The sequence below is a fragment of the Enterobacter sp. Lyrl_3 genome (genome assembly GCF_051948675.1).
GTDB lineage: Bacteria > Pseudomonadota > Gammaproteobacteria > Enterobacterales > Enterobacteriaceae > Enterobacter > Enterobacter cloacae.
In genome coordinates, this window is record NZ_JAYJLI010000001.1 from 411,811 (window position 1) to 423,757 (window position 11,947).

General features: G+C 43.6%; 10 protein-coding genes. 6 read left to right on the forward strand and 4 right to left on the reverse strand.

All coding sequences use genetic code 11. The features are described 5' to 3' along the window. Positions 1–16: 16 nt before the first annotated feature. Genes VF709_RS02170 through VF709_RS02180 form a run of 3 tightly spaced genes read right to left on the reverse strand, consistent with a single transcriptional unit; the run spans position 17 to position 3,442 of the window. Positions 17–700 (reverse strand): YecA/YgfB family protein, encoded by a 684-nt coding sequence (locus VF709_RS02170; RefSeq protein ID WP_440230831.1) that lies wholly within the window; start codon positions 698–700, stop codon positions 17–19. Next, positions 697–1,929, reverse strand: a complete 1,233-nt coding sequence (locus VF709_RS02175) for a restriction endonuclease subunit S (RefSeq protein WP_440230833.1) — start codon at positions 1,927–1,929, stop codon at positions 697–699. Before VF709_RS02175 ends, VF709_RS02170 begins: the two co-directional genes overlap by 4 nt. After that, entirely contained in the window at positions 1,919–3,442 is a 1,524-nt protein-coding gene (locus VF709_RS02180; protein WP_440230834.1) for a type I restriction-modification system subunit M, read from the reverse strand. The genes VF709_RS02175 and VF709_RS02180 overlap by 11 nt, the downstream gene beginning before the upstream one ends. A gap of 306 nt (positions 3,443–3,748) precedes the next feature. Here VF709_RS02180 and VF709_RS02185 point away from each other — a divergent pair, with 306 nt between their 5' ends. The 6 genes from VF709_RS02185 to VF709_RS02210 all read left to right on the forward strand — a co-directional run bounded on the left by VF709_RS02185 (position 3,749) and on the right by VF709_RS02210 (position 11,410). Next, a complete protein-coding gene (locus VF709_RS02185) occupies positions 3,749–4,981 on the forward strand; it encodes a hypothetical protein (protein ID WP_440230836.1) in 1,233 nt (410 codons plus the stop codon). A gap of 401 nt (positions 4,982–5,382) precedes the next feature. Beyond that, entirely contained in the window at positions 5,383–6,513 is a 1,131-nt protein-coding gene (locus tag VF709_RS02190; RefSeq protein ID WP_440230837.1) for a hypothetical protein, read from the forward strand. Positions 6,514–6,656: 143 nt separating this feature from the next. Then, positions 6,657–7,784 carry a tyrosine-type recombinase/integrase gene (locus tag VF709_RS02195; protein WP_440230838.1) on the forward strand — a complete coding sequence of 376 codons (1,128 nt, stop codon included), beginning with the start codon at positions 6,657–6,659 and terminating at the stop codon, positions 7,782–7,784. Between the two features lie 150 nt (positions 7,785–7,934). Then, the gene (locus VF709_RS02200; protein ID WP_440230839.1) at positions 7,935–8,135 is read left to right on the forward strand and encodes a helix-turn-helix transcriptional regulator; all 201 of its coding nucleotides are present in this window, start codon (positions 7,935–7,937) and stop codon (positions 8,133–8,135) included. Continuing rightward, complete coding sequence (locus tag VF709_RS02205; protein WP_440230840.1) at positions 8,125–8,763, forward strand: hypothetical protein; 639 nt, start codon at positions 8,125–8,127, stop codon at positions 8,761–8,763. The genes VF709_RS02200 and VF709_RS02205 overlap by 11 nt, the downstream gene beginning before the upstream one ends. Positions 8,764–8,809: 46 nt before the next feature. Next, entirely contained in the window at positions 8,810–11,410 is a 2,601-nt protein-coding gene (locus VF709_RS02210; RefSeq protein ID WP_440230841.1) for a hypothetical protein, read from the forward strand. A gap of 48 nt (positions 11,411–11,458) precedes the next feature. On the opposite strand, the gene VF709_RS02215 is transcribed toward VF709_RS02210, so the two are convergent. Continuing rightward, positions 11,459–11,785, reverse strand: a complete 327-nt coding sequence (locus VF709_RS02215; RefSeq protein WP_440230842.1) for a hypothetical protein — start codon at positions 11,783–11,785, stop codon at positions 11,459–11,461. Positions 11,786–11,947 lie beyond the last annotated feature (162 nt).

The following is an 11,947-nucleotide window of genomic DNA, read 5'->3' on the forward strand; positions in this document are numbered from 1 at the left end:
GCCCCCTTCCGCTTTGTCAGTGCAGGCAGCACTTTTTAAATTTTTTACCACTGCCACACTGACACGGGTCATTACGACCGGGCAGTTTTTCTGCCCCCTTCACGGGAACAGGCCGGGATGATGCCTCTGACATTCTCACCGACAACCAGTGCTGGTAAAGCGCCAGTGCCACAGGCTGAATTAGAGTAATACTCTGTTCAAATTGAACAGGTGACATTTTCTCAACCACTGGGAAGTTCTTTTCGATACCATGAAGGGCTATCGCCTCCAGCGAGGGACGTAAGGCCTCTGGCAAGGCTGACCAGTCATCCAGAGACCGGCCTTTCATATACCCGAAACACCACTCTTCGACGATTGTATATGTCTTCCCCTTCACCTCACGTCTATTGAAAATCGGTTCAAACTGTTCAGGGGCCTCATACAGGCAGCCAGCGATATCGTTCATATGCTGAAAACACAGCCCCACAAAACGCGTCATCTCTTTTTCAGTGGTCCAGTGAGGGTGATAGTCACCACGACCCCAGATAGCACTAAGCCAGGTATTAGGGGGGATCATATTCGGGCCAGAGACAACCGCCGTCAGGAAGCCATCCAGCTCAGAGAAACAGAGTACAGAGTCATCATTGCCGTATTTCAGCAACACCTCTTCCAGCCAGCCGATTTCCCGGTCAATCAGCGGCCCGCTTTTCGTCAGTTTCATTCGGCAACCGCCTCATCGACCTTAACACGACGTTTGCCAGTCAGTAGCTGTTGCATCAGGGCTTTTTTCTCATCTCTCAGGCAGGCGAGTTTTTTCTCCAGCGTGGATATTTCAGCATCGGCTGCGGACAGAACGGCGGCGATTTTTTGTTGTTCTTCAAAATTGGGCACTGATAATTTTAATGTCTTTATATCATCACTATTAATTGATTCAAATGTGCTACCTTGTGATAGGCAACACCATTTTGGTTCAAACCAAAGAAACCATTGATAAAGAAATGATTGACTCATTTTTCTCTTGGATTTTATAGCCGATATACCACGCCCTATACATGCTTTATGTTGAGAAAGTGCAACAGTACCTACAGGTGCCCTGACACTTAGAAGAATATCTCCAGGAGAACATTCTTTCGTAATGTCAGACGTATAAACTCTGGGACATGAAACTCGGCACTTTATATCGGCATTACCCTGTATTAATGGCAAACCTAAGCCAATATCGTTGTAGGCTTCGGATTTAGGTGATGATCCCATAATAATATGTGCTACTTCAGACAAAGTGCACGTACACCACTCCCCAATAAATCTGCCCCCATTCTCATTCAGCAAGCGTTTCTTCCCGGTGAGCAATTGCTGCATCAGGGCTTTTTTCTGCTGCTGACTGTTGGTGAGAAGCTTTTCAGTCACTGAAATCGTCTTATCCCAAGTTGACAGGATTTTGGCGATTTTCTTTTGCTCTACTAAAGGAGGCGCAGGAATGATCAAACTATTTAGCAACTGTATCGTTAACTGCGGTTGTGCGCTTCCGAACATAAAACTTAAAAACTGTTTCTGAATAAAAGATGACTGCATTAATTGATGCAAGAAATTCACATCAGTAAACTCAGGGGTATTTCTGATAATAACCAACCCGGAATTTATTCGAGCCGCCTGATGTTTCATTCTATTTATATATATGCATGAGCGGCCGGTGCCATTACCACGCATAACAAGAAGTATATCTTCATCTTTTACAATCCCCTTATTCATTGCGTCATGTTTTTCTTTAGAAATGAAAATACATTTATCCAGGGTTAGTGAGCCACTATTTATATTATCGGCCCCTAAAAACAAAGCGTATCCATTGGTTAAATAATCATCTTTTTTAGGATAATTTTTCCCTCGGTCCCCATCGATAGTAGATATTCTAAGGCTCCGAAAATTACCTAAACACCATCCCTTAGGCACCATATTCCAACTCCTTCAGATACTCAGCCATCTCCGTTTCCAGCTTCGCCAGTTCCACTTTCAATTGCTCACGTTCGGCATGTACGGCACGTAAATCAATCTCGTCCTCTTCCTCAAAGGTATCGACATAACGCGGGATATTGAGGTTATAGTCGTTGTCCTGAATCTCCTTCAGGCTGGCGAGATAGGCGTATTTCTCGACGTTATCGCCATCACGGTAGGTCCTGACGATTTTCTCAATGTTTTCTTCGCTGAGCTGATTCTGGTTTTTACCTGCCTTGAATTCGCGGCTGGCATCGATAAATAGCACCTTGTCATCCACTTTCTGTTTTTTGAAAATCAGAATCGCAGCCGGAATCCCCGTACCGTAAAACAGTTTTTCCGGCAGGCCAATCACCGAATCCAGCAGGTTTTCATCAATCAGTTTCTGGCGAATTTTACCTTCGCTGGAGCCACGGAACAGCACACCGTGTGGCACCACCACGCCCATACGACCAGTCCCCGGTTTTAGGGTTTCTATCATGTGTGAGATAAAGGCGTAATCTCCTTTAGTCTTCGGCGGTACACCGCGACGGAAACGACCAAACTTATCATTCTCGGCCTCGTCATGCCCCCACTTATCCAGGCTGAACGGCGGGTTAGCGGTCACGATATCAAACAGCATCAGATCGCCATTTTTATCGAGCAGCTTCGGGTTACGAATGGTATCGCCCCACTCGATTTTATGGTTGTCTTCGCCGTGAAGGAACATGTTCATTTTCGCCAGCGACCATGTAGATCCAATCGCCTCCTGACCGAACAAGGCATAGTTACGACTATCATGCCCGGAGACAATTTTACGCCCACACTTCATCAATAATGAACCGGAACCACAGGCTGGATCGCAGATGGTATCACCCGGTTGCGGATCGAGCAGTTCAGCAATCAGGTCCGAGACTTCCGGCGGGGTATAGAACTCCCCGGCTTTCTGCCCACCGCTGGCGGCAAAGTTTTTGATCAGATATTCATAGGCATTACCGATGACGTCCAGCTTACCTACACGGCTTGGCTTGAGGTTAAGATCTTCACCGGCAAAGTCTTCCAGCAGCTGACGCAGGATGGTGTTCTTCTGTTTTTCTTCACCCAGACGGTCGGCGTTAAACGAAATATCCTGGAACACGCTTTTCCCGGCATCTTTCAGTTTAGCGCCGTTGGCTTCTTCAATCGCATGCAGCGCCTGATCGATACGCTCACCGTTACCCGGCTCATGACGGCGCTCATAAAGTGCGTAAAAACTGGCGCTTTTCGGCAACACGAAGCGTTCATTCGCCATCATGGCTTCAATCAGTTCCGGCGCATCACCATATTGCTCTTTATAATCGTCATAGTGATCCTGCCAGACATCTGAAATGTACTTGAGGAACAGCATGGTAAGGATAAAGTCTTTATAGGTATCAGCACTGATGGTGCCACGGAACGTATCACACGCGGCCCACAGGGCTTTGTTGATCGTGTCCTGACTGATTTTGTCGTTCATGAATCATCCTGGTCTGAAGAAAAAGCTAGCGATGCAGGGCTTTGCATCTTAAAAATTGCGGTAAATGATACCGTAAGATGCCTCCCCTGACACGCCAATATCGCAGCATTCAGGTTTGCATCATCCCCGTAATATCGACATGAGACAGACTGACACAACCTGGCTCGTCACTCGCTAAAAACCAATTATCTTAGTAAGATAGCATCCATATTAGCCATGGTGTAAAACTGCCGTTGGGGTAATGATGATCCATATATCACCCGTTCTGGTGTGTGGGGCTGACATGATCCATAATCGGCAACGTTGATGCCCTTTGATTGTAATGGTGGCCGTCAATGTGATTCCCCTGTTGACTGGAGGTCTCCGGATAGTATGAGTATTGCTAATTGCGTTATCGGCCCACTTTACGATGAGCAAATAAAAAAAACACTTATGTATGCTGACCATAAATTCAAGCGGCTAGTGAATACACGAATCTCGTTACTCGAACATTTATCACCCCACTATGACTTATCTTCCATGTTCAGCTATGAGTTGGAGGGAAGAGTTTTCCGGATTAAATTGATCAAGCCTGAGATTAAATTATCTCACCAGCAGTTAATCTTCTCCTCACATTTTTTAGAGCCAGCTTTTCTAAAAGAATATAAAAAACACATCTCAAACACCCTACAAACAATAATTAAACAGTGCATTAAAAAATACAAACAAAAGATCAAAGTCGAGCATTCCATTTTAGATTACATATCAGCATCGCCACGCAATACTTCGAGTTATGTATTACATGAGATAGTTTCTCAATGTGAACATTGCGATGAAATTCGCAATATTAAAAATGATATATTGCTTGATGAACTAACGTTGAATGGCCGGATCACTAACATTTCAAAATACATTAAAAACAGTCAAGATAAAATCGTCGAACATATAGAGTTCTGCACTCATAAACTTGTCAATATAAGTCGTAAGAATCGTCACATTTTCAACAGCACCACAATCTCTGGCAGAAAACCCAACATCACTGGTGTTTTACTTTGCCTTTCAGAATTGATAAGCAACCTGCATATTTACCCAACTGCAATTAATAATATAAGTAACGCCATAATTTTAAGCATTGTATACTCTGTACTTCAACATCTTCAATCCGGAAGAAAAACAGAAAAAACAAAAACTTCTCCAGCACTAGATTTCATCCCCACCATCATCGCACCTCATGTTTTCTACCTGGCGAAACGCGAAAAATCCTCTCAATATAAATACATTGAAAAAGAATATCTTCTCGGCCAGTTACTTATATTTTTGATGTATAAAACAGTTTACTACTCGATTCATAACATCAGGGTAAGCCGTAAGCATTTCTATAACGATATAAAACCAAAATTAATGACACTAAAAAAAGAAAGCTTATTAAGCACCAATTTCATGAAAAATCGAAGAGAGATTAGTGGTGAAGTCTTTGGTGATGTTGGTAGTATTGAGGCTGATTTTCGAGAAATCAGCACATTGATTCATCGGCGAAAGGCTCTGTTTATTTCCTTTTAATCTTTAGAGAACACTATATCATCGTGAAGCAGGGCTAATTTCAGCCTTGCATAGATCATTATCAATGCCATAGACAGTGTTAATCATATGACATCGTTCCGGTATTGATACTGATTATCAGGCCTTGGTTTTATGTAATTTAAACACCACCATCTCTGAAACCCCATAACGCTCACAATTTAACCATAAAAACTAACCGGTTTATACCCGCTAACAAAATCAATAACATATTGAATTTAAATAACTATAACCATTACAACTACAGATGACTGGCTTTTATTTATGGTATATGTCCCGGCAGAATCAAGCTTGCGCCCTCTACCACTCACGATTTAGGATTTCCTCGCTAACACAGCATGTTTCATTATAAATCAATGTATTAATTTAAACGAGGATAAACCATGTTCGAGAAAATGAAAAACAATGTAACCCGTGTACCGGGGAATTTAACCATACTTAATCAATACCAAAAAGACATTGATCACCTGTCTAAATTATTTTCTGAACAGCTATTACTGGATCTAATGACGACTACCAACCCTAATCAAACATTGCAAATGAAACCTTCTGTAGATATTCTTCATGTACTATCTCCTTCAGCATCCACTGCTAACCATATCAATTTTTTTCAGCACGTCCCAGTGATCGAACTATGGTTAAAAAAGGAGTGCACTGCCTTTAATTCACTTGCTATTTATTTCTATGCACAGCAATCCCGTAAAAATGTCATTCCGAAAAAAATCTGTAGACAACTGGACGTATTTATTAATACTGAACTTGCATCTGCGGTTAATGGCAATAGTAATTCTAAACCCCTTTTTCATTTTCTAAATACCTTGAAAAAGATGTGCAATCCTTTAACATTTATTGCCCACGCAGTTACGGAACAATCTGGTCAAGTTGCAATGCTTGATTTCAGCGCAAAAATGCATGAATATACTGTTGAAATCAGGACCTTTTTGAAGTCTGAATACTGGCTAAACAAACTACCTAAGGATATTAACATTCCAGCCATTGACCTATCCTGGCTTGTGTTTTGTTACTTTTGCTCTGAATATCTTTTTGTATTTATTCAAACAACGCTCAATACAATGAAAGCAGGAAAAATCATTCGTGATAACTACCTTTATCATCCTAAAATGATTGCATTGATCATTTTATCTATGCTGCCTTATGAAGTCATTCGTAACGATGAATCACTGAGTGAGTTTAAAACACCATTAACCACACCCGATGAGTTTATTATCAAAGCATTTTGCATTAAAGGTAAGCAAAACACCACGGGACATAAAAAAGATATCGAACAATTGCTTCGAAAGACATATATCTACATTGCATTACTTTTGAACCCTGAGTGGGTACCATCATCCAAGGATTTGATTTCCTTTTTATCAGGAGAGTCCACCGAGATAAGTGGTTCAATGAATTTCCAGTCAACGTCCAGTGGTCTGGGTGTTCAAACTAACAATATCACTCTTCTTAAGAATGAGGTTTACTTCGAAAAAATAGCGAACAAGATCATGAAACTGTAGTTTCTTAATATAATGGCGACATGGAATTGTGTTGCCATTATATCCGAATCAGCATTTTTCACCTGATGAACTGTGAAAACTGAGACTGGCAGACAGTAATCTCGCACCGTATTTTTTCTGTGTTATTTTACAGGAGAAATACGATGCCCATTCTGGATCTGCGTTTCAGCAACAAATCACTTAACCAACTTCCCCATCCCCTCACGGGCTGTCAGGAATACCGTGATATTCACTGCCAAAACCTGCGTGCTCTGGTGTATCCCAATCGGATCACGCTGGCCTTTCGTGCCACTATAAACAATCAGCGTATATATGAAACCCTGGGTCAGTTCCCTCAGCTCTGCGTTGAGGATGCCCGTCAGCATGTGATGAAACTGCTTGCTGATAAAAATCGTCTTGCGGTTCAGTCCCGTCGATTCACTGTGGAACAGGCCATCAATGACCTGTGGCTACCGGATTTGCAGTTGTATAAAAAGAGTCCTCAGTCGGAGTTGTCAAAACTCAACCTCTACGTTCGCCCGTTCTGGGGCAAGCGGCAACTTCGCGACATCACGGCAGGAGAACTAGAACAATATGCTGCTGGCTTACGGGAAAAATTACGTCCGTCAACAGTAAACCGTATCCTCGCAATATTGTCCAAAATATGCTCTCTGGCAGTACGTGCTGGATGGATCACACATTCCCCGATGTCACATGTCCGCTATCTGAAAGAAAATAACATTCGCTATCGCACACTGTCAGCGACAGAAATCCCGCGCTTTATTGACGCGGCAACAGCGCTGCAAACACCGGCAGCTGATTCTATATTGCTTGCTCTTTATACGGGGATGCGTATTGGTGAGGTATGTACCCTGAAATGGGAGTACTGGCACCCGGATATGCATCAACTCATACTGCCTGATACAAAGTCCGGACACCCTTTCACCTGCCCACTTGCACCTCCAGCCATTGCAGTTGTCCAGTGCCAGCAGGACCTGATGCTCAGCAAAACTTACATTTTTCCACAACTAACCGACAATGCCCGCCCTCTGGCATATCCGCGTGCAACCTTTGCCCGTATTTGTCGGGATGCCAACATTGATAACCTGAGGATGCATGACCTGCGCCGTACTTTTGCCACCCGGGTACTACAGGCGACCGGGGATATTGCAATCGCTTCCCATCTGCTAAATCACCATTCACTCACGGCGACCCGTCGCTACGCTTTTCACAATGCAGCGACATCACACGCAGTGGTTTCTCAGGTCATAGAAAGTTATGACACAAAATGAACCTATGATCTGTGATTCGTGATTGATGCAACACTCGTTTAAGGACGGTATTGTCATTGCATGCTTCTGCAGGGCCCTGCATTAAGTCATCACAGAATGTGGATTGATATTAAATCCGCGTGGCTTCTTATTCTCTGAAACCGGAGGTTTATGTATTTAACCATTAAGCAGTTCGCAGAAAGATTTAATCTTTCTGCATCCACGGTTGCGTCAGATATATCGCGCAACCCCGGAAAACTCCCGCCCTTCATCAGAATTGGGCGGGCTATACGATTCTCTCTTGAAGATATTGTTGAGTGGGAAAATGCACATCGTCAAAACAAACTTAAAGGTGATATAAATGGTTACTAAGAAAACGGAAAATAACGCTAATAATGCACTGAACATTATTCCCGAATCAGCAAGCACAGCTGTAGACAACGATGAAAAATATCTGTCCTTTGCATTAGTTCTCGCTATCACGATTATGGGCAACTTAGTAAAGCTCATCGGCACAGATGGCTTCGTACTTTATACCTACACCCTGCAAGACACGGCTACTGTTCGTGCTGTTTTTAATGAATTAGCCAGGCGTCTCAAAAATTTCAGTTGTCAGGAGGAGATCTACACCACCGACGCCCTCACCTTTCGAATGAAATACATTTACGGTGTTACCTTGTTCGAACATGATGGTAAATCTATCCTCAGCCTTTTTGATAAGAAGGGCTATCCGGTATTGAGTGAATCAGGAGAACCAGGTTCTCTTGATGATATGTATAATGAAATTAAAGCCCGACTGCATGGCGGCTACGCCTCAAAAAAGTTTCTTCAGTTACATGAAAATTGTCTGTTATCAGCACGCGTCACCCCATCTGTGGAAAAGACGCAACGTGGCATCCTGATTAAAGCAGGCAGGAACCTTGTTTCATTTATCCATGCAGATGATGAATCACACAAAACCGATATTTTCAAATCTGTAGTAAATGTTATTAAATCTTGATTCTTTATGCCGGGACACAGCTCCCGGCATTTTTTCGGAGTTAACTATGAGCCATAATTTGCAGGATATCCTCGCTGCCGCCTCGGGGTATCAGTCCGTGACTTCAGAGCCAGAGCTCAATCTTAAAAGACCTAAAACGCTTGATGATTATCCTGTGATGCCACCTGCATCAAAAAACGTGTCTGTGATTTCAAACGACCTGACGCTCCATATCGGTTTTGATACCGAATATGTTTTCAACCCTGAAACACGACAGAATGATATTCTGTCATATCAGAGTTATGTCGTCTTACCCGATAACACTGGTATATCGAATATTATCTATCCACCTGACTCACAGAAAAAATCCCGACTGTCTTTTAAGGACTTTCTCTTTCAAACGATTACACCGCTTCTTGAAACGGGTGTGATTACAAAATGGCCCGGTATTATTAATATATATGCGCATTTCATTCGTGCGGATATCACCTCCTTTGCCAATTTCTGGTCAGACTACAAAATTCTTCTGAAAGGAATACGCGGTACTGTCAGCAGCTTCAAAAATCGTTACGGCATCGATTTTGATGAACAGCAGGAACGTCGCGTAAAGACTGAACAGATAATGTTTGACAAACGAACTTCCCCTCCGCGTTGCAGTAACGTAGCTTTCATCGATACACTGCTTATCACTCCTGGGGGTATGGGTCTGGCTGAATGTGGTGAATTACTGGGTCTTCCCAAACTCACCATTCCTGCACCTTATTCCATAACCAATATGCGTGAATATCTTCTGGGCGACAGAGCAGGGTTTGAAGCCTATGCTCTGCGGGATGCCGAGATTGCGGTTCGTTATGCTTTACAGGTTCGCAATTTTTGCGCCCGGGAGCTGATGATTGATCGTGTCCCCGCCACCATCGGGGCGATGGCAGTTTCACGGTTCACCAAAACACTTAAAGAAAACAATATGTCTCCTGAAGTCTGCCTTGGGACACACATTAAAACCCGTGAACTCTGGCTCACGGAGAAACAGGCATTCCGGACGATTAAAAACCCCGCCAGTGTTCCTTCAAGAGAGCTGTTTGAAACGTTCCCGATCAACTGTTACCACGGCGGACGCAATGAGTGTTTTATGATGGGGGTTACACCGTCTGATCACTGGTATGACTACGATCTGGCTGGAGCGTATACCACCGGGCTATTAGATATCCTCACACCCGATTACGGGAACATCCGCCTCAGTAAAAATCCGGACGATTACTGTGGGCATGTGATGGGATTTGCGCTTGTCAAATTTCGGTTCCCGGAATCAGTTCCCTATCCCAGCCTGCCGGTTCGGACCGATCAATATGGGTTATTCTTTCCATTAAGTGGCGAATCATGGGCAACGGCACCTGAAATCGAACTTGCTCTGTCGCTCGGGGCAGATATGACGATCCATAATGGGATCATCGTCCCCTGGATCTGTGCCACCTCTGCACATAACAGCAAATCAACATCGGTGTTTCTTCCCTTTGTTCAACAGGTCCGTGAGAACCGTAATCGCCATATCAAAGGTTCTCTGGAGGAGAAATTCTGGAAAGAAATTGGCAACTCGCTTTATGGCAAACTTGCTCAAGGCCTTCGCGCCAAAACCGCCTTTGATACTGCCCGTGGATTAAACAGATCCCTCCCACCATCATCGGTTACTCAGCCATTCTTTGCTGCGCATGTGACGGGATTTATCCGCGCCGTTGTCGGGGAACTCATGAATGCTTTGCCTTCTGATTCCTCGGTTGTCAGCGTCACAACCGATGGCTTTTTGACAAATTGCCCACTTAACAAGATAAACATGAGCGGTCCACTGTCTTCCCGCTTCCAGTCGCTGTGCGATATTGTTGATCCGGGTTCATCAATGTTGACATGTAAGCATGAGGTCAGCCAGCTTATCGCCATGAAAACCCGGGGGCAGTTAACCTATAGAGCTATTCAGGGAAAACCGGTTGTTCATGCCAGGGCTGGCGTTAAACCTCCTGCCGATATTCCACGCAGTGACTATAACGACTATATGGTAGATCTTTACCTTAATCGTTTACCCGGCCAGACGTTATCCCGAAGTACGTTGATATCAACGCGTGAGATGTGGCTGTCGGAAAGCGATCTGATATCCCGTGAACAGGATATCCGTCTTAATCTGGAATTCGATTTCAAACGCCACCCCGTACAGCCCGCCATGAATGAAGGGCATTTACTGATGTTTTCCCGCCCGTGGGATAATATGGAAGAAGCTCTGCAGCAACGCTCCCTTTTCGACGACTGGCGGCAAACGCATACACTGAAGACTCTGGCTGACTGGGATGACTGGTGTGATTTTCTCTATTGCCGGACGGTGTTTTCTGATATGAAACTAAAAGTCGGAAGCAAACGTAGTGATGATATTTTAGTCAGACTATTTCTCCGGGCGCTGACTCAGTGCCAATGGGGGCTTATGCTGAAAGATAAAAAAAGTTATTCCTGTAAAGAGGTTGCTGAATGGCTGACGTCAGAAGGCTATTCAGTAACGGTGACTGATGTAAAAAATGCGGTAAGAGCAAAAATACCCCAAATGAAATTTAGTTCTGTAACACCGCGAATGAAGTCACTGATGGATATCATAGCCCGTAAATATCCGACATTCTGTCTTCCAGTCTGATAACCGTTAAATCTCCCCCAACTCCTTTAACAGAAGTTGGGGGCTTAATCACAGGCAATCGGCATCAAAACAGTGAAATAACTGCCGCGCGTCAGGATGGCCATTTACATGATAGATCCGCATGGCATGACAGGTGATACTCTGGAGATTAGCCGCCAGCCTTTTCCCCATATTCACCAGTATGCCGTGTGGTATTTTACTGCTTGTACTGTTTACTGTCAGAGTAAAACAATTTGTTTCAACGCTGACCTCAATAAAATCATTTCCAAATAATGTACCGACAACCTGCCTGATTGTTTCTTCACAATCTGTCAGATCAATAACATCACGCCATCTCGCATTTACGAGTTGATACTTTCTGATATGTAAATACATAGAACCACCTTTATGTTATTTCAACTAATATGATGTTCTCCGATATTATGAAAATATTAATCATCATTGTAATTGCTGATAACCTCTCTAACCTTCGTATCTTACGTTCCCCCCAGCCTCTCCGACTTGATGGCAAAAGTACATGGTCAAATATGCAGCAAA